Annotated in this window: 14 protein-coding genes; 7 read left to right on the top strand and 7 right to left on the bottom strand. The window is 41.7% G+C overall.

The genetic code is table 11. From position 1 onward, the window contains the following. Window positions 1-100: 100 nt before the first annotated feature. The 4 genes from AAFF35_RS27950 to AAFF35_RS27935 form a co-directional block, all read right to left on the bottom strand. On the bottom strand, window positions 101-1,126 hold the full coding sequence (locus tag AAFF35_RS27950) for an ATP-binding protein (RefSeq protein WP_342329748.1): 1,026 nt from the start codon (window positions 1,124-1,126) through the stop codon (window positions 101-103). Window positions 1,127-1,160: 34 nt separating this feature from the next. Beyond that, entirely contained in the window at window positions 1,161-1,808 is a 648-nt protein-coding gene (locus AAFF35_RS27945) for an HD domain-containing protein (protein WP_342329747.1), read from the bottom strand. Between the two features lie 62 nt (window positions 1,809-1,870). Continuing rightward, complete coding sequence (locus tag AAFF35_RS27940) at window positions 1,871-2,134, bottom strand: helix-turn-helix transcriptional regulator (RefSeq protein ID WP_342329746.1); 264 nt, start codon at window positions 2,132-2,134, stop codon at window positions 1,871-1,873. A gap of 91 nt (window positions 2,135-2,225) precedes the next feature. After that, a complete protein-coding gene (locus AAFF35_RS27935; protein ID WP_342329745.1) occupies window positions 2,226-3,416 on the bottom strand; it encodes a class I SAM-dependent RNA methyltransferase in 1,191 nt (396 codons plus the stop codon). A gap of 72 nt (window positions 3,417-3,488) precedes the next feature. Between AAFF35_RS27935 and AAFF35_RS27930 the strand changes: the two genes are divergently transcribed. The 3 genes from AAFF35_RS27930 to AAFF35_RS27920 all read left to right on the top strand — a co-directional run bounded on the left by AAFF35_RS27930 (window position 3,489) and on the right by AAFF35_RS27920 (window position 6,949). Next, window positions 3,489-3,854 (top strand): DUF3127 domain-containing protein, encoded by a 366-nt coding sequence (locus AAFF35_RS27930; protein ID WP_073231935.1) that lies wholly within the window; start codon window positions 3,489-3,491, stop codon window positions 3,852-3,854. A gap of 555 nt (window positions 3,855-4,409) precedes the next feature. Continuing rightward, on the top strand, window positions 4,410-6,254 hold the full coding sequence (locus tag AAFF35_RS27925; RefSeq protein ID WP_342329744.1) for a HAMP domain-containing sensor histidine kinase: 1,845 nt from the start codon (window positions 4,410-4,412) through the stop codon (window positions 6,252-6,254). Then, window positions 6,254-6,949, top strand: a complete 696-nt coding sequence (locus AAFF35_RS27920) for a response regulator transcription factor (RefSeq protein ID WP_342329743.1) — start codon at window positions 6,254-6,256, stop codon at window positions 6,947-6,949. Before AAFF35_RS27925 ends, AAFF35_RS27920 begins: the two co-directional genes overlap by 1 nt. On the opposite strand, the gene AAFF35_RS27915 is transcribed toward AAFF35_RS27920, so the two are convergent. Together AAFF35_RS27915 and AAFF35_RS27910 are read right to left on the bottom strand one after the other, a co-directional pair. Next, complete coding sequence (locus AAFF35_RS27915) at window positions 6,946-7,719, bottom strand: GLPGLI family protein (protein ID WP_342329742.1); 774 nt, start codon at window positions 7,717-7,719, stop codon at window positions 6,946-6,948. The genes AAFF35_RS27920 and AAFF35_RS27915 overlap by 4 nt on opposite strands. A gap of 5 nt (window positions 7,720-7,724) precedes the next feature. Next, window positions 7,725-10,520, bottom strand: a complete 2,796-nt coding sequence (locus tag AAFF35_RS27910) for an outer membrane beta-barrel family protein (protein ID WP_342329741.1) — start codon at window positions 10,518-10,520, stop codon at window positions 7,725-7,727. A 241-nt stretch (window positions 10,521-10,761) separates the two neighbouring features. On the opposite strand from AAFF35_RS27910, the gene AAFF35_RS27905 reads away from it, so the two are divergent. Both AAFF35_RS27905 and AAFF35_RS27900 read left to right on the top strand, forming a co-directional pair. Next, window positions 10,762-12,282: an arylsulfatase gene (locus AAFF35_RS27905; RefSeq protein WP_342329740.1), complete on the top strand. Its 1,521-nt coding sequence runs from the start codon at window positions 10,762-10,764 to the stop codon at window positions 12,280-12,282. A gap of 250 nt (window positions 12,283-12,532) precedes the next feature. Next, the gene (locus AAFF35_RS27900; protein WP_342329739.1) at window positions 12,533-14,812 is read left to right on the top strand and encodes a helix-turn-helix domain-containing protein; all 2,280 of its coding nucleotides are present in this window, start codon (window positions 12,533-12,535) and stop codon (window positions 14,810-14,812) included. A 1-nt stretch (window position 14,813) separates the two neighbouring features. On the opposite strand, the gene dapF is transcribed toward AAFF35_RS27900, so the two are convergent. Then, a complete protein-coding gene (gene dapF, locus AAFF35_RS27895; RefSeq protein WP_342329738.1) occupies window positions 14,814-15,599 on the bottom strand; it encodes a diaminopimelate epimerase in 786 nt (261 codons plus the stop codon). Between the two features lie 215 nt (window positions 15,600-15,814). Between dapF and AAFF35_RS27890 the strand changes: the two genes are divergently transcribed. Then, entirely contained in the window at window positions 15,815-17,353 is a 1,539-nt protein-coding gene (locus AAFF35_RS27890; protein ID WP_342329737.1) for a trypsin-like peptidase domain-containing protein, read from the top strand. A gap of 154 nt (window positions 17,354-17,507) precedes the next feature. Further along, on the top strand, window positions 17,508-18,251 hold the full coding sequence (locus AAFF35_RS27885; RefSeq protein WP_342329736.1) for a succinate dehydrogenase cytochrome b subunit: 744 nt from the start codon (window positions 17,508-17,510) through the stop codon (window positions 18,249-18,251). Window positions 18,252-18,278 lie beyond the last annotated feature (27 nt).

The following is an 18,278-nucleotide window of genomic DNA, read 5'->3' as shown; positions in this document are numbered from 1 at the left end:
GCGCCTAGCCCATCCTACTTATAAAATATGCTACAAAAGTATGAGTGTAATGTTAAGTTAATGTTAAGTGTTAAGTTATTTTGAAAAAGCTTTGTTTCTGTTAACCAATCTTTTCGAGTGTAAAAGCAAAAGTGGTTCCGATCTGCAGGGTGCTCCTTACCGAGATGATCTGCTGATGGGCTTCCAGGATGTGTTTTACGATCGCCAAGCCTAATCCGGTGCCACCTTCCTGTCTCGAGCGATGAGAGTCTATTCTGTAAAAACGCTCAAATAAGCGGGGTAAATGTTTTTCTTCAATTCCAATCCCGTCATCCGTCACCTCTACCAGGTACTGGTCGTGCAATTCAAAGATTTTTATCGCCGTAGAACCATGTTCCCTGCCATATTTTATGGAATTTTGAATCAGATTGATCATCACCTGCCTGATCTTCTCCCGATCGGCTTTCACATAAGCAGGGTGGGTATACTTATCCTTGAAGGAGATCTTGATCTCCTTGGTTTTAGCTTTATCTTCCAGCCCTTCCATCACCTCTTTAGCCAGAAGGACAAAGTCGAACTTCTCATAATTGATCGGAATTTCCCCGGTTTCCAATTTGGAAATCGAATCCAGGTCATTGATCAGATAACTCAGGCGTTCTACATTGTTCTCTGCCTTTTTAAGGAACTTAGTCGCCATTTCAGGGTCGTCAATTAAACAATCCTGTAAGGTTTCTATATATCCCTGTATGGCAAACAGCGGAGTTTTAAATTCATGGGAAACATTGGATAGAAATTCTCTTCTGAATTGTTCCTGCTTTTTCAGGATGTCAATCTCCCGTTTTTTTGCGCCTGCCCATTCTTTTACTTCGTGTTCTACGTCATTGATCGGATCGGAGCTCACATATTCTCCTAAAGCATCCTTCAGGTCTTTTCCCAGTTTTAAATTATGGATGAGCTTATAGATCAGTACAATCTTGGAATAGATATACTTCTCCAGCAGGTAATAAAAAACAATAAAACTGGTAATGAAGGACACCGCAAAAGAAACCAGCATAAAATACCAGCTCTGCTGAAAATAGAAATTCACCAGGCCAATGGAAAGGCCGACTGCAAAAGCAGCTATGAGGACGAGGACGCTTAACTTCATGCAGGCAATTTACAATTTAGATTTAAATTCAAGGTTAAATTTCTCCCTGCCATTCTTTATAAAAATGATCCAGGTAAAGCAGCATAAAGTCGTGGCGCTCAGTGGCAATTTTTTTTCCGCTCTCTGTTTTCATTAAGTCTTTCAGCTTTAACAGCTTTTCATAAAAATGATTGATCGTCGGAGTGGCCGAATTTTTATATTCTTCCTTATTCATATGCAGGTTAGGCGCAATTTCAGGATCATATAATACCCGGTTTTTATAACCTCCATAAGTAAATGCCCTCGCAATACCGATCGCACCGATCGCATCCAGACGGTCTGCATCCTGTACAATGTCCAGTTCTTTGGAATGGAAATTGATTTCCCCCAGGCTGGCCTTGTAGCTCAGGTTTTTAATGATCTGCTGTACATGAGTGATGATTGCAGGCGCTAGTCCAAGGCTGTTTAAAAAGTCTCCGGCGATTCTGGGACCGATTTCTTCATCCCCATTGTTGAATTTTGAATCGGCAATGTCGTGTAACAGAGCGGCGAGGGCGACTACAAGTTCATCGCCTTTTTCGGTTTCATTCAGGTGTTGGGCGTTGCGAAAAACACGCTCAATATGAAACCAGTCGTGCCCGGCTTCTGCGCCCGACAAGGTTTCTTTAACAAACAATATGGTTTGGTCAATAATGGAGTTCATCAGATTTTGCATTTGAAGCAAATGTATCTGAATTGATCCTAAAAAAAAGATGATGTGGAGAATTATCCCGTGACGAGCTGTATCCTGCCGTTGAAATCTGCTGCTCTAAAATTGATGAGCTGGTTCATTTGTACATCCAGAATGACGGAAATCTGATATAGACGCTCTACGGTTAATTTGCTATGCCCCAGTTCGATCTTACTATAGGCGTTTTGTGAAATGTGGAGCTTGGCAGCAAGGAAATCCTGGGTGAGGGCTTTGATCTTTCTTACTTTTTTAATATTGCCGGGAATGTCCCTGACGTTAATTTCGAGGCGCTCTTTCATAGGTTGGGAAGTTTAGTTTTCATTTATACTGAGGTATAAACGAAAACTAAACACGAACGGATTTCAAAAAAGAAAAAAAACTTTTTTTATTTTAAATCCCTTCTTCTGGTACTTTGGGCTCCGGTCTTCTTGTTCCATCGTACAACTCATATTCGAGCATACGGCAGTCCAGCTTTCCGTTATAGAATTCTAATTTTCTGGTGGCTTTAAGGCCGATTTTTTTCGCAAGATCAGGGTTTCCGGTAAAGATATAACCGAAATAACCTTTGCATTCCTGTTTCATGAAATCGCCCATTCGTTTATAAGTGGCTTCCAGTTTGGAGTGTACGCCTAAACGCTCTCCGTATTCCGGGTTAAAAAGGACCACACCTTTACCACCTTCAGGAACTTGTGTATCTGCAAAATCGCAAACTTCAAAAGTAATCAGTGTATCTACACCAGCTGTTTTTGCATTTTTACGGCTCACATCAACAGCATCTTCCGAAAGATCGGTTGCAATGATCTGAAGGTCTACGTTTTTAATGACCTGCTCTTTCAGGATTCTGCGTTCTGCGAAAAATACTTCTTCATCATATCCAAGGATATGCATAAAGCCGTAATTCATACGGAACAGTCCAGGTCTGCGGTTGGTGGCAATTAATGCCGCCTCAATGGCTAAGGTTCCGGAACCGCACATCGGATTCACAAAAGGAGATTTCTGGTCCCACTGACTGCTCATGATCACACCGGAAGCCAGGGCTTCCAGCATTGGTGCTTTTCCCGGAATTTTACGGTAGCCATGTTTTGCCAGCGTTTCTCCGGAAGTATCGATAAATATATCTGCTTCACTGTCTTTCCAGTACAGATGGACCACCGCTTTGTTGGCATCAGAGCCTGAATTCGGACGAATCCCTTTCTTCTCTTTGATCCGGTCAACAATGGCATCTTTTACTTTTAAATTGGCAAAAAGCGGAGTCGTGATCGTTGGGTTATCCACATTTGAAGTCACCGAGAAATATCCCGAGAAATCAATCAGCTCTTCCCATTCCATATCCAGGAGCTCCCGGTACAGTTCTTCCGGATTATTGGCCTTAAAGCTCTTTAAACAATATAAAATCTGACTGGCACACCTTAAGTTCAAATTTAACTTAATGCATTCAGTGAGGGTAATGTTCAGCTCTACCCCTGTAGGAAAATCCCTAACAATAGTGTAGCCCAGGGATTTAACCTCTTCCTGTAGATATGGCGATAGTCGCTTGTTGCAGGTTAAGATAACCTTGCTTTTTGTGTGGAAAACTTGCATAATTTATTGTGCGAAGTTATCAATAAAAATATAGAGATTTGAACTTCGTACGAGAATAAAACAGTAATTGTTATGGAAATAAAAGGAAAAGTGCATGAAATTGGTGCATTACAACAGGTGAGTGAGACTTTTAAGAAACGTGACCTGATTATAGAATATGCAGAAAACCCTACTTATCCTGAATACATCAGGTTTGAGGCTTTACAAGATAAAACCGCTTTATTTGATAGCCTAAAAACTGGTGATGATGTAGAAGTTTCATTTAACTTACGCGGTCGTCCATGGACGGACAAAGCCGGAAAAACATCTTATTTTAACAGTTTAGTGGTATGGCGTATCAACGCACTTACTCCGGGAGCTGCAGCAGCAACTCCGGCATATGCGCCACCAGCTGATTTAAATAGTGCTCCGGGCGAGGAAGATGATCTTCCTTTCTAAAGATCTTTTTTAAATAAACAAATTGACCAAACGAGGCTGTCCGATCATTTCGGACAGCCTTTATTTTTAACAAATATTTTCTCCAAAGCAGCCTTTTTTACAGCGCTGCTTTTTTTGTTAAATACCCTGCCGGAGAGGAGCTGGAAAAGCTTCGGAAAAGCCAGGAATCAAAGGAGAATCAAACCCGGATATCACGCGGATGAAACACGCATTTTGTCCCTGTTCTATCCGTGTTCTATCCCTGTTTGATCCCTGTTCTATCCGAGGTTCATTAGAAGCAGTTTCCAGTCTGCTTCTAACCCCGCGCTCACCTTGCTTTATAGGTCTTTAATTCCCTAAAAAATGGGACGGGAATTTAGGGGTTGACTTTACACTTTGTCAGATCCCGAAAATTTTTACGCTTGCACTGAATAGATTAGTAAAATCGAATTACTTCAATGTCGTTTTTCCGGGTATTTGTATTAAATTGTAACGGTCTCTCCGTCAAATCCGGTGTTAAAAAGTGTTAAATAAGCGCTTTTCTGTTAATCCTTATTTATTTTTGAATATCCTGTAATGAAGAAAAGAAGCCTTTGGTTAATAACCGCCTTAATGACCATAGCCTTGCTTGGTGTCTTTGTAATGCAATTGTATTACATAAGGGAGGCCTATAACCTTAAATCGCAGCTTTTTGAACAGGATGTTACCCAGGCTTTAAATGCGGTTGTCAATAAAGTTCAGAAAAGGTATGCGGCGAGTCATCTCAATAAAAAGGACGATCAGCTAAGAGAAGAAAGGGAAACCGAGCTGAGGGATAAAGCTCAGTTATTGGTCGATTTTAAAGAACAGCATAAAGCGAAAGAGGAACTTCGAAAATTAGAACAGCAGAAAAAGATCATCGCAGATTTAAATATGCAGGATAGTGTGATCAGGAACAACTATCTCCGGCCAATGATCATCACTGAAAAAGAGTTCACATCACTGTCCACACTGGATGACGACAAAAAATCACCGCTACAGGTGGATATGAATTTTGGTGTGGATAAAGCTGGCAATGTCATCACCGCAAATATCAATCAGACTTATATTCCTATTCCCGAAAAGGTGGTCACCTTCAAAGTCACCACAGACCGCCTGCCCGACAGCATTCGCTATCTGGCTTTTAACCCTTTTAGCAAAAAGCCGCTATTGATTACCTTACCAAGGGTATCTCCTGAAATGGCCGCTAAATTTAAAAGTGAAGATGAAATTGAAGCCCAGAAGTTTCAAAAGGCCTTCAAGGAATTGCTTACCGATACCGTTATTATTAAAACCAATAGCCTGAATTATCTGGAGGATGTGGCCAAAGAAATGAGGCAGGAGAACATCCCGATTAATGAAAGGGTATCAAGGGATGTACTGGATACGCTGATCAGAAATGAATTGTTGAACCGGAATATTAAGCTGGATTATAATTTTTGGGTAAAACTGGCCAATAAAGATTCTGTTTTATATCAGCGGGTTTCCAATTCTTATGTGGAGCCGGTTCCTGCAGATGTTCATAAAGTGGCGCTGTTTAGTAATGATATTTTTCGCGATCCGGGAATGTTATATGTAAACTTCCCAAATGAAAATTCCCTGATTCTTGGGAATTTAAGTGCCACAATGGGCTCTTCTGCGGGTTTATTACTGGTCCTGATCTTTATTTTTGCCTATACCATTTATGCCATCTTAAAACAAAAGAAGATCTCGGAGATGAAAACCGATTTCATCAACAATATGACCCATGAGTTTAAAACACCTGTGGCCACCATTATGATTGCGAGTGAAGCACTGAAAGATCCGGAGATTACTGCAGATAAGAACCGGGTGAAACGGCTGGCTGGAATCATTTATGATGAAAATGTACGCCTTGGAAATCATATCGAACGCGTCCTGAGTATAGCACGGCTGGAAAAGAAAGAATTGAAACTGGAGCAGACCGAGTTAAACGTTAACGACCTGATCCTGGTTGTCGTAGACAGCATGAACCTGCAATTACAAAAGAACAACGCGGAGATCAAATTGCATCTGGATGCGACACAAGACCTCATTTATGCCGATGAGCTGCACCTTTCTAATGTGATCTATAACTTGATTGATAATGCCAATAAATATAGTGCGAATGCACCTAAAATTACCTTAAGTACAAAAAACACCGGCAAATGCCTGGTCATTGAAGTTGCCGATGAAGGTATCGGAATGACCAAGGAACAGACAAAACGTGTTTTTGATCAGTTCTATAGAGTGCCGACAGGAAACTTACATGACGTAAAAGGATTCGGACTGGGGCTGAACTATGTACAGGACATTGTAGAACAAATGAACGGGGTAATTAAGGTCCATAGCGAAAAAGATAAAGGCACTGTATTTGAAATAATATTACCGCTAAACCATAACTAATGAAAAGAATTCTATTGGTAGAAGATGATCCGAATCTGGGTTTGCTTTTGCAAGATTACCTGCAACTGAAAGGTAAATTTGACGTCATCCTCTGTGTGGATGGTGAGGAGGGATTGAAGGCTTTTGGAAAGCAGGACTTTGACATGTGTATTCTGGATGTCATGATGCCTAAGAAAGATGGATTTACCCTGGGTAAAGAGATCAGGAAAATCAACCAACACATTCCAATCATTTTTGCCACAGCCAAAGCAATGATGGAAGACAAAGCCTCTGCCTACGATCTTGGTGGTGACGATTACATTACCAAACCTTTCCGGATCGAAGAGCTGCTTTTAAGAATCAATGCCTTATTGAAAAGGGTTTCTGTAAAAGAAGGAGCCGAAGTTAGCCCGGTGGAAACACATTTTCAGATTGGTGATTATACTTTTGATTATACCACCCAGCTGATTCATTTTAAAGGACAGCAACAAAAACTCAGTACCAAAGAAGCGGAGTTATTACAGTTGCTGTGTTTAAAGAAGAATGCAGTCCTTACCCGTGAAGAAGCATTACTCAGCATCTGGCATGATGATAATTACTTTAACGGGCGCAGTATGGATGTATTTTTAAGTAAACTAAGGAAGTACCTTAGGGAAGACCCTAAGGTAGAAATCCTGAATGTTCATGGAAAAGGATATAAATTATTGGTAAACTAAAGGCTGAAAGCCTTTAGTGCAACCTGAGCGTATGATCCCCAGCTTTTTAATGCGGATTGAATGGTTTCCATCAAGCCTTTGTTGTTCATCTGCTTTCCTTTTACCGGTGCTTTTAGCTCCGTTTCCGTTACCGGCCGGTCTTTGATACTGGTGGCAAACCAGGATACATTCTCATGTGGCAGGGCGACACCCAAAATCATTCCCGGTAATCCTGAAAATGATTCCGGACCACCGGAAACCGGAATTTTATCAGTATAAAAGGCGACAACATAAATAGAATCGAGTACAATTGCATTGGCCCTCCGGCATTCATATCCGGCAATTTCTCTGGTCTCTTCTGTCACTTTCCAGTTGATCTTTCTGGTGCTGTCCTTTACCAGGTAAGTTTCTTCATAGACCTTTTTCTGAGCAATAAAGCTGGAAGTACCCAGGTCTGTGAAAATGGTGTTGTTCTGTGTAGAGATAGGATCGTCGCCGAAAAATCCCTTTGAATTGCTATTCTCCTCTTTAATGGGGGTAAACAGGGTCTTGTCTTTTGAAAAGGCAAGCGTGCTTTTTAAAACTTTGAACTGAGGCTGGGTTTTTTTATAGACATCAAAGGCCGATTGCATAAAGGAACTGTTTTCCTTGTTAATGCTCTTTTTAATGACTGCATACATATTGGTTTTCTTTTCAAATTCGATGATGCCGTCAGTCGTAAACCGCACATTCTGTGCTTGTGAAAGGGAATATCCGAATAGGAAGAAAATTAAAATTAGGGGCTGTTTCATGGTGCTTATGGTTTAGGGGCTGATCCACCCATTTTATTGAAATCCCAGATCAGGGATAACATGAAATATCTTTTTATAGTCGTATAGTTGCTTTGTGTGATCCTGTTATTATTGGAACTCCGGTCAAAGCCAACATTTTGATTGAGTAAGTCATTTGCAGATGCTGTCAGTTTTAGGTTCTCTTCTTTGAAGAATTTTTTGCTGATCGATGCATTCCAGATGAAACGCTCAAACTCCTGACTGAAGGTTTGGGTTTTAGCCCTGTATTCGTAATCTCCATCGGTGCCAATCTCCAATTTCCCGGGAAGATGGATATTGAAGTTTACTTCGGCTCTGGTACCCCATCCATTGTTGCTTCTCTGTTTTTGCAAAGAAGCTTCGCTGGTGTTATAAGTCGGACCCGCGGATACCGCAAGGGAGTATCCTTTCTCTTTATACTTTGATAAACTCATTTGCCCGCTGTAAGAATTGGACTTCGTGGTATTCAATTCCTTATTAACTAAACTGTAGTTCGTACTTCCATTGGTATTTCCATTCAACCCAATATTCATGTCAAAGAGTTTTATTTTTCGGCCCACGTAGATATACAAACCATAATTCGTCGGGGTCTTTCCGGGCAAATTGATCGATTGGGAGGTGCTTTTACCTGTTGCGTCTGTGACGATACTGTTGGTGATTGCATTGGAGTTAAAGCCGTAATTTGCGCCAATATAGATCGACTGCCCAGTCATCACTTTATAGGAGTTGTAGCCGATATTGATACCATTATTGAAGGAGGGCTTTAAGTCTGGATTTCCCTCCACAATATTCAAAGGGTCTGTATTTACCTTTAATGGCTGAAGTTGTTCTATGCCTGGTTGTCTGGTGTTTCCATTGTAATTGATCCGGAAAGAAGTCATCTGTGAGAAATTATATCTAAAACTTGCCTGAGGGTTCCAGTTGGTGAAATTTCTCTTGTAAGTGATGTTGGTATACTTGTTGAATTGTTCAAATTTTACATCACTGATTTTAGTTCCAAAGGTGAGGACCGATTTGTCTTTTTTGAAATTGAAGATCGCCCCTCCCTGATTGGAAAGCTGATTGAGTTCAAAACTGTTGCTAAAATCCCGGTCCAGCGTGCTGTAACTGCCATCGGCAGATTTGTTAAAGGACTTTCTGTCTGAAACGCCATTGTTGATGCCCAATCCATAATTCAGGATCAGGGAAAGTGTTTTACTGAATGGTTCGGTATAAGTCAAATTACTGTTGAAGGCATTGCTGGTGCTGTTGTTTGTTTTGTATTGATCGACGGTTTCCCGGTTCGATGGGTTTCCCTCTTCATCAAAGAACTGGTTGTGGGAATATAAATAGCCGGTGCTTTTATTGTCATTAAATGCCTGACTCAGTCTCAAAGAGAAGGTCCGTCCTTTTTTCTTAAGTTTATGGGTATAGAATGCACTGGCATTTAGAACCCTTTCGTTTCCGTCATTACTGGAATTGTTCTTGCTCGTGTTTAATTTGGTCTGATCATCTCTAATGCTGGAAGAATTCGATTCATCTTCTTTGTTGCTGTCTTTTAAGGTCCCATCAATAGCGATTTTCAGGGTAGAATTGGAATCCAGGTTAATCGAATAGGTTCCGTCCAGCTTTTGCCGGAACATCCTGTTGTTGAAGCTCCCCTCGGTTGTGGTGTTATAGGTCTGCCCGGGTATATTGTTCTGGGTTAAAGTCGTGTTGGTTCCATCCACGTTAATTGAACCGATTTTATAATTGGTGTTAATCGTTTCTTTGTCCTTATTCCATTTATTGTCGAAATGAAGGCCGCCACTTTTTGTCAAAGGAATTCCCCGCCCATTATATCTGCCATCGAAAGAATCCAGACCATCATCACCTCCACCGGTATAAAACATGATACCACCGTCTTCAGTCGCTTCCATTTGAGAGCTACCATATTTTTCGCTGTCTCGCCATCCCAATCCGGTCTTTCCTGTATTTCCAATCGTCCCATAAGCAGAGAACTTCTTCTTGCCTTTAAAGGCATTGAACATGGCTTGGCTCTGGTAGAATTTTTCTGTTCCGACCCCTGCGTCTACCTTGCCGAAATAGCCATTCTTTTTATCTTCCTTGAGTTGAATGTTAATTGTTTTTGTTTTTTCCCCATCGTCAATACCGGTAAAGGCCGCCTGATCGCTCTTTTTATCGTACAACTGAACCTTATCCACCATATCGCCGCGTAGGTTCTTAGTGACCAGGGTAGGGTCATCGCCAAAAAACTCTTCGCCATCAACCAGGACTTTATTTACGGCCTGTCCCTGGGCGGTAATTTTTCCTTCTTTATCCACCGTGATCCCGGGAAGCTGCTTCAACAGGTCCTCTACTTTTGAATTGGGCTGAATCTTATAGGCTGCGGCATTGAACTCTGTCGTATCTCCTTTTATTTTTATGGCAGCGATGTTTCCTTTGATGATCACTCCCTTCAGAATGGTCGCTTTCAGAGTCATGTTCATCTGGCCAAAATCCCGTGTCTTTTTTGTCGAATCCAGCTGGAAATCTTCTACATAATCTGCATAGCCGGGATAACTGAGCAGCAGGATGAATTTCCCCGGAGAGAGGTTCCCGAGTGTAAAAGACCCATCGGCAGTAGCCCTGGTAAATTTAACAAGCGTAGAATCTTTGGCCTTTAGGAGGGTGATGGTAGAATTGACCATCTTATAACTTGCGGCAGTGTCTGTTACTAAACCTTTGATTTCGTAAGAATTCTGAGCAAATACAGAGACTGAACTTATACAGAACAGGATCAGGGCTAAAATTTTATGTTTCATTCGGGGGGAAATGTTTGGTTAATCTAAGATATAACTAAAGATTTAGTAATAATGTTAAAGTGTGTTAAATTATGTTAAAGAATATTTTTTGTCGATCCGATAATAGGACAGTCGTTAGAGGGATTGGTCTTAAGCTTTAGACGTAATTGAGCGGAAATTCAGTATCTGTTTGAATTTGAAATAAATTTAATGCAAAGCCCTGAGGTGTTTTTTATCTTTAGCGCTGCTTAAACACACAAATATGAAGAAGAACCTGTTCATTTTTTTTTCTGTAGCGATGGCATTTACTGCCGGAGCTCAATCGAAGAAGACAAAAGTTAAACCGCCAAACGTCATTTATATCATTGCGGATGACCTGGGCTATGGCGACCTGAGTTGCTATGGTGCCACGAAAATCCAAACGCCTAACTTAGACCGCCTTGCTGCAAATGGAATTCGCTTCACAAACGGACACGCGACTTCTGCGACCTGTACACCTTCACGTTATGCATTAATGACGGGCGAATATCCATGGCGTAAAAAAGGAACGGGTATTTTGCCTGGTGATGCAGCACTCATCATTCCTACAGCTAAAACGACCTTGCCAAACCTGTTTCAAAAAGCAGGATACCAAACTGGAATTGTCGGAAAATGGCACCTGGGTATTGGAGAAAGCGTAGCGAAAGACTGGAATGGAGAACTGAAACCGGGGCCAAACGAAGTTGGCTTTAATTATTCCTTTATTTTTCCTGCAACAGCGGATCGGGTGCCTACTGTATTTTTGGAAAACCATAAAGTGGTCGCCCTGGAAGCCAATGATCCTATTGAGGTAGACTACGCAAAAAAAGTGGGTGATGATCCAACGGGAAAAGACCATCCTGAATTGTTGAAAATGCAGTCTTCGCCAGGGCAGGGACACAACCAGACGATTGTGAACGGCATCGGCCGGATCGGTTATATGAGTGGTGGTAAAATGGCGCGTTGGGTAGATGAAGAGGTCTCGACCACTTTCCTGACCACAGCGCAAAGCTTTATCGAGAAAAATCATCAGCAACCTTTCTTCCTGTATTTTGCCTTAACGGAGCCACATGTGCCAAGGATGCCGGCAACGAGGTTTAAAGGAAAAAGTGGCTTGGGATTGCGGGGCGATGCGATCTTACAGTTGGATTGGACCGTAGGAGAGATCATGAAACAATTGAAACTCCTGGGAATTGATAAAAATACAATGATCGTCTTTACCAGTGATAATGGTCCGGTGCTGGATGATGGTTATCAGGATGAAGCAGTAACCAAACAGAATGGTCACCAGCCTGCAGGTGTGCTGCGTGGTGGTAAATATAGTGCATTGGAAGGCGGTACAAGGGTGCCTTTTATTGTCAGCTGGCCGGGACAAATCAAACCTCAGGTATCACCGGCATTGGTGAGTCAGATGGATTTTATTGCCTCATTCTCCAGTTTGATCGGCAGGGCTGTGCCTCAGGGAGATGCCCCGGATAGCGAAAATCTGATGCCCGCCTTTTTGGGCAAATCTGTAAAAGGAAGAACTTCATTTGTAGAACAGGGAGGCCCGCTTTCTATCCTGAAAAATGGTTGGAAATATATTAGCCCAAGCGAGGGTGCTCCTTTTATGAAAGATGTAGGCATCGAATCAGGAAATCTGCCGACCGCACAATTGTATCAGCTGACAGAAGATCTTGGCGAGAAGAACAACCTTGCCGGAAAATACCCCGAGCGGGTAAAAGAACTGTCCGAACTACTGGAACAGATCAAACGGAAAAAATAAACAATTTTATCCTCCGGATTTGCAAAGGGCTGATTTTCTCTTTTAACAGCAGAAATCAGCCCTTTGAAGGATTAAAGAGATCGTTCTTCAGAAGTCAAATGAAAAGGTCAATTTCGTTAATTTTAATGACCTGACATTTCTTTTTGCGATTGTTTTTTAATTAGGATTAGGGTTTATTAATTAGCAGCATTCTTAGTATCTTTGTAAACACCAATTTGAAGATGGTTTATTTTTAATTGATGCTTACAATATGTCTGAACAAAACCCTGCCGAGCTCGCTGCCAAATTCGTAAATTATACTTCTAAGCATATCTTTCTGACGGGAAAGGCCGGAACAGGAAAGACGACTTTTCTGCGGAATTTAATTGAACTGACGCATAAAAAGGCGGTCATCGCAGCACCTACAGGCATTGCCGCGATCAACGCAGCAGGAGTGACCATCCATTCTCTTTTCCAGCTTCCTTTTGGAACTTATCTGCCTAAAGCTCCTGCCGCAGATGGAGACCACTATAACCAGCAATACAATACTCCGAAATCTATTGCCCGCCATTTAAACATGACAGCAACCAAAAGAAAGGTGCTGACAGATATGGAATTGCTGATCATTGATGAGGTGAGTATGCTTCGCGCAGACCTTCTGGATGCCATTGATATGGTGTTGCGCTATATCCGGAGAAACAATACCGCAAGCTTTGGAGGGGTACAGGTGCTGTTTATCGGCGATTTACATCAGCTGCCTCCGGTAGTAAAATCTACGGAATGGAATTTGTTGGGTCAGTTTTATAACAGTGCTTATTTCTTTGATGCGCTTGCGCTTCAGAACAATCCGCCAATTTATATTGAACTGGAAAAGATCTACAGACAGGCCGATGAAGTGTTCATCAACCTGCTGAATAACCTGAGAAATAATGAGGTGACGGCGCAGGATGTTGCACTGCTGGATAAATATTATAAGGCGGATTTTAAACCCTCCATTAATGATAAATACATTACCCTTACCACACACAATAATAAAGCAGATACCTTAAACAGGCAGAGTCTGGAGGAATTGAAGTCTCCTTCTTTTTTGTATGTGGCTAAAATTGAAGATGATTTCAGTGAATATGCTTATCCTGCTGAACAGATTCTGGAGCTTAAAGTTGGGGCGCAGGTGATGTTTATAAAAAATGACCCTACAGGTGAACAGCGCTTTTTTAATGGAAAGATTGCAGTGGTTACCTCACTGAGAACCGATACCATTGAGGTAGAGACCGAAGGGACGAGAGAAAAGATTGTACTTGAAAAGTATACCTGGAAAAACATTAAGTATACTACAGATAAGGTAACCGGCGAAATTGAAGAGGAACTGGTAGGAACTTTTACCCAATATCCTTTAAAACTGGCTTGGGCAATTACGGTGCATAAAAGCCAGGGGCTGACCTTTGACCGCGCAATCATTGATATTGGAAGTGCTTTTGCACCGGGACAGATTTATGTAGCCCTTTCCCGTTTGCGTTCCCTGGATGGACTGATTTTAACTTCCCAGATCTCAGGATCTGGCATCCGGCAGGATCAAAATGTTTCTTTCTTCTCTAAAACGAAAGAAAGCCAGGAGAATCTGGCGACACAAATCAGAACAGAAAGCGATGTCTTTCTGAGGTCTTACCTGTTGCAATGTTTTGACCTTGCTCCACTGGATAATTATGTATACGAACATGTGCATTCGTATACCAAAGACATCAATAAATCCGCAAAACAGAAACACGTAAAATGGGCCGGGCAGTTGCTCAAAGACCTGACAGAGGTGAAAGTAAATGCAAGTAAGTTTTTAACTCAGATACAAAGGATGTACGAGGTGAAAACGGAAGCGGGGATGGCTGCATTGCTGGAACGGACCGTTGCTGCAGAGAACTATTTTAATCCCTTATTGGTCGGGTTTTCCAAACGCATTTTTGAGCGTATGGAGCTGGTGAAACAGGACAAACAGGTGACTGCTTATCTCACCGAATTGCTGGAAATGGAAGCGCTGTTTTACGATCAGTTTAAGAAAATACGTAAAGCGACGGCCTTGCTGAGTGCGACGATCAATGGAAGCGAGTTTACAAAAAAAGATGTGAATGCTTTATTGAGTCAGGCAGAACGGGCGGCAGTGATGGAAAAGGTTTTTGCTGTTCCGGGTAAGCTGGACTTTACAGCCAAGAAAACAAAGTCTACGAAATCTAAAACAACGGTTGTTAAAGAAAAAGCACCTAAAGTTGATACCAAAGAACTCTCTCTGGAGCTGCACAAAGAAGGTAAAACGATCGCTGAAATTGCGAGAGACCGCAAAATGGTGATCGGTACTATAGAAGGGCACCTGGCGCATTATGTGGCCAAACAAGAGATTTCAGCCAAAGACATCATTGGCGCAAAAAAGCTCGATAAAATTATGAAAACGATCCGGGAACTAAAGACGATGCAGATGAACCCGATCCGGGAACACCTGGGCAGAGACTATAGTTTTGGGGAGATCAAGATCGGACTGGCGGCGTACCTTGCTGAGGGAGAATAAGTCAGACCTCAGTCTCTCCCTGGAAAACCTGTGCTGCGGGGCCACATAGAAATACATTTCTAAACTGGCTGCCATCATAGTCAAACTCAATTCGAAGGTCTCCACCTAATACTTTAACAGGTGTTTTAATGTGCCCTTGCTGATGTTTGTGTTGTGCCATTGATAAGGCCACAGCAGTAACTCCTGTGCCACAGGCATAAGTCTCATCTTCCACGCCACGTTCAAAAGTGCGGACAAAAAGGTGATCTCCCTGTTCCTCTACGAAATTCACGTTAATTCCTTCGGCTTTATAGGTCGCGTTATTGCGGATGGCCTTACCTTCCTGGTATACATCCAATGCTGCTAATCCGTTTACCTGTTGCACATAATGTGGTGATCCGGTATTTAACACATAAGCAGTTCCATCGTTTCCAATGTGATCAATATCAATCATTTGCAGGTCAACCCAGTCGCCTTTTTCTGAAATTTTGGCATAATGAGGGCCATCAACTGCCAAAAAATTAGTTTCTGTGTCAATTATTCCCAAATGTTTGGCAAAGGCAACGATACACCTGCCGCCATTTCCACACATACTGCCGAGGTTGCCATCTGCATTGAAATAAAGCATCTCAAAGTCGTAATCTTTATGGTTCTGCAGGAGCATTAATCCATCTGCACCAATCCCAAAACGCCTGTTACAGAGTTGCAGGACCGTATTATTACCCGTATATTTAAAGGATTGATCACGATTGTCTATTAAGATAAAGTCGTTGCCTGCGCCCTGGTATTTGAAAAAGTGGATCTTCATGAGATGTTGGTGCTTGTCATTTAACATTTTTTAACAGTATTCACAGCCTGTTACTTATGCAAATATCGTTTATATGGTATTAAATTTGAGTAATTGAAACAAAAGAATTAGTTCTTAACGAGTAAAACGAATAAATCATAATCCATGCCAGCTTTGCTTTAAGGAGTTAAGGCACCCTGGATTGCTTTTGAAACAATTAAAAAAGAAAAATACAAATGAAAAGAATCGGATTGATAGTGTTAGCCGCATTTATAGGTGGTGCGGCTGCGATTGGCGCTTACAAACTGTTAGAGCGCAACAACGATGGGATGACATTAGCGGAGAAACAAAATGTGCTTTTTGCTAACAATCCCGTAAAAATATCTTCTACAGGAGCGGTCGATTTTGTACAGGCGGCTTCCGTAGTGTCGCCGGCAGTGGTGCACATTAAGACTTCTTATGGCAGCAGCTCCGGCAGCGAAAGAGGTGGAGGTGGCTCACCAATGGATATGTTCGAAGAGTTTTTTGGTGGTGGTGGCCGTAGAATGCCGCGTGCACCAAGAGCGGCATCAGGATCCGGTGTAATTCTTACGCCTGATGGATATATCGTAACAAATAACCATGTGGTGGACAATGCAGATAAAATCGAGGTGATCCTGTCTGACCGTCGTAAGGTAATGGCAAAAGTAATTGGAAAAGACCCAAACACAGATCTTGCCCTGATCAAAGTAGAAGAAACAAATCTTCCGATCGTGAAAATGGGAAATTCAGACAATGTTCAGATCGGGGAATGGGTATTGGCAGTAGGCTTCCCGCTTGATCTTCAGACTACGGTAACTGCAGGAATTGTAAGTGCAAAAGCAAGAAGCATCGGTATCTTGGCCAGACAACAAGGTCAGCTGACGGAAGAAGAATATGATGAATACCGCAGAACTGGTAAAGCACCTGAACGCACCAATAACAGTATTGAAGCTTTCATTCAGACGGATGCGGCAATTAACCCTGGAAACAGTGGGGGGGCATTGGTAAATGCAAACGGAGAACTGATCGGAATTAATGCGGCTATCGCATCTCAGACAGGTACGAATGAAGGTTATGGTTTTGCTATTCCGGTAAATCTGGCGAAAAAGATCCTGGAAGATTTTAGAAAATATGGCGCGGTGAAACGTGGTTATATTGGTGTGAATTTCAGACCTCTTGATGCGGATTATGCAGAAGAATTGAAAATTAAAGATATAAACGGACTGTATGTAAGTGACGTATTGCCTAATGGTGGCGGCGCTGCTGCAGGAATCCAAAAAGGAGATATCATTAAAAAAGTAGATGGTGTAACGATCTACGATTCTCCGGATTTACAGGAAAAAATTGGCCGTATGAGTCCTGGTGATAAAGTGCAGCTGACCGTATTGAGAAATGGTGCTTTAAAGGACTTAAATGTTACCCTTAAAGGAGATGCCAGTGTAAACCTTGCCAAAGCAACACCTGCGGCAAAATCAACGGGTACAACGATCAGCAAATTAGGCGCTGCTTTTGCGCCGGCTTCTGCACAGGTGAAAGCCAAATACGGTGCAAAGAACGGTGTAGTCGTAACTAGTATTGAGCCAGGAAAAGTATTCGATTCTATGGATCTTCCTAAAGGTTTATTGGTCACTACCGTAAATGGTAAGCCTGTAAATAGTGCTAAAGATGTAGAGGCAGCATTGCCTACTTCAAAAAATGGAATGACAACCATCTCTGGTGTTGGCCCGAACGGAAACTATACTTTTACTTTCTAAAAAGGTATCATTCCGATTTTATTCTTAAACGGGAGGCGGTTTTACTGCCTCCCGTTTTTTTATTCAGTCCGGTAGGTTTTTGAATTTTCACTTGTCATCGCTCTGTAAAATTTAGAACGTTTCTAAATAGCTCGATTGTCGTTATTTTATGACAATGATTAACAAATTAATTCTTTTATTAAATACTTTTGCAGGAATAGAACTAAAATACAATCAAATGGCTAGTTTCGGAAACGCTTTTTCCTCGTCTATAGGAAAAAAACTAATAATGGGTATTACCGGCCTGTTTCTTATTTCATTTCTCGCGGTTCATTGCTTTATAAATGCTTTGATCTTCGTGAATGACGGTGGTTTAACCTTCAATGTGGGTGCTCATTTTATGGCTACCAATTGGCTGATCAGAGCCATGGAAGTGGTCTTGATGGCAGGCTTATTGGCGCACATTATTCAGGGTTTACGTTTGGTTTTTCAAAATCAGGCTGCACGTCCGGTGAAATATGCGGTAACTAATGGTGCTGCAAACAGCAAATGGTACTCGAGGTCAATGGGACTATTGGGAACGATCTTATTGATCTTCTTAATTGTACACTTATCTGATTTCTGGGTAGTTTCCCGTTTTACAGGAATTCCTACAGTTGACTCAGCAGGACACGAAAATCTTTTTGCAGTGATGGTGGCAAGATTTCAAACCCTTTGGGTAGTGATTTTATATGTATTGGCAATGGTTTCTCTGGCTTACCACTTATTACATGGTTTTGCTTCTGCTTTCCAGACGCTGGGATGGAATCACAAAAAATATACTCCACTCATCAAAGCATTTGGTATCTGGTATTCAATTATCATCGCAATACTATTTGCAGCTATGCCTGTAGCAATTTATGCAGGTCTTATTAAATAATTTTTGAACGTATAAAGCTTAAATAAA

The organism is Pedobacter sp. FW305-3-2-15-E-R2A2, from assembly GCF_038446955.1.
Classification (GTDB): Bacteria; Bacteroidota; Bacteroidia; order Sphingobacteriales; family Sphingobacteriaceae; genus Pedobacter.
Note: the sequence above shows the minus strand (reverse complement) of the source record. Positions and strands in the feature narration are given on the sequence as shown.

Excerpts from the sequence above, each read along its gene's own strand:
- AAFF35_RS27950 (WP_342329748.1), bottom strand. The coding sequence starts at position 1,126 with ATGAAGTTAAGCGTCCTCGTCCTCATAGCTGCTTTTGCAGTCGGCCTT.
- AAFF35_RS27945 (WP_342329747.1), bottom strand. The coding sequence starts at position 1,808 with ATGAACTCCATTATTGACCAAACCATATTGTTTGTTAAAGAAACCTTG.
- AAFF35_RS27940 (WP_342329746.1), bottom strand. The coding sequence starts at position 2,134 with ATGAAAGAGCGCCTCGAAATTAACGTCAGGGACATTCCCGGCAATATT.
- AAFF35_RS27935 (WP_342329745.1), bottom strand. The coding sequence starts at position 3,416 with ATGCAAGTTTTCCACACAAAAAGCAAGGTTATCTTAACCTGCAACAAG.
- AAFF35_RS27930 (WP_073231935.1), top strand. The coding sequence starts at position 3,489 with ATGGAAATAAAAGGAAAAGTGCATGAAATTGGTGCATTACAACAGGTG.
- AAFF35_RS27925 (WP_342329744.1), top strand. The coding sequence starts at position 4,410 with ATGAAGAAAAGAAGCCTTTGGTTAATAACCGCCTTAATGACCATAGCC.
- AAFF35_RS27920 (WP_342329743.1), top strand. The coding sequence starts at position 6,254 with ATGAAAAGAATTCTATTGGTAGAAGATGATCCGAATCTGGGTTTGCTT.
- AAFF35_RS27915 (WP_342329742.1), bottom strand. The coding sequence starts at position 7,719 with ATGAAACAGCCCCTAATTTTAATTTTCTTCCTATTCGGATATTCCCTT.
- AAFF35_RS27910 (WP_342329741.1), bottom strand. The coding sequence starts at position 10,520 with ATGAAACATAAAATTTTAGCCCTGATCCTGTTCTGTATAAGTTCAGTC.
- AAFF35_RS27905 (WP_342329740.1), top strand. The coding sequence starts at position 10,762 with ATGAAGAAGAACCTGTTCATTTTTTTTTCTGTAGCGATGGCATTTACT.
- AAFF35_RS27900 (WP_342329739.1), top strand. The coding sequence starts at position 12,533 with ATGTCTGAACAAAACCCTGCCGAGCTCGCTGCCAAATTCGTAAATTAT.
- dapF (WP_342329738.1), bottom strand. The coding sequence starts at position 15,599 with ATGAAGATCCACTTTTTCAAATACCAGGGCGCAGGCAACGACTTTATC.
- AAFF35_RS27890 (WP_342329737.1), top strand. The coding sequence starts at position 15,815 with ATGAAAAGAATCGGATTGATAGTGTTAGCCGCATTTATAGGTGGTGCG.
- AAFF35_RS27885 (WP_342329736.1), top strand. The coding sequence starts at position 17,508 with ATGATTAACAAATTAATTCTTTTATTAAATACTTTTGCAGGAATAGAA.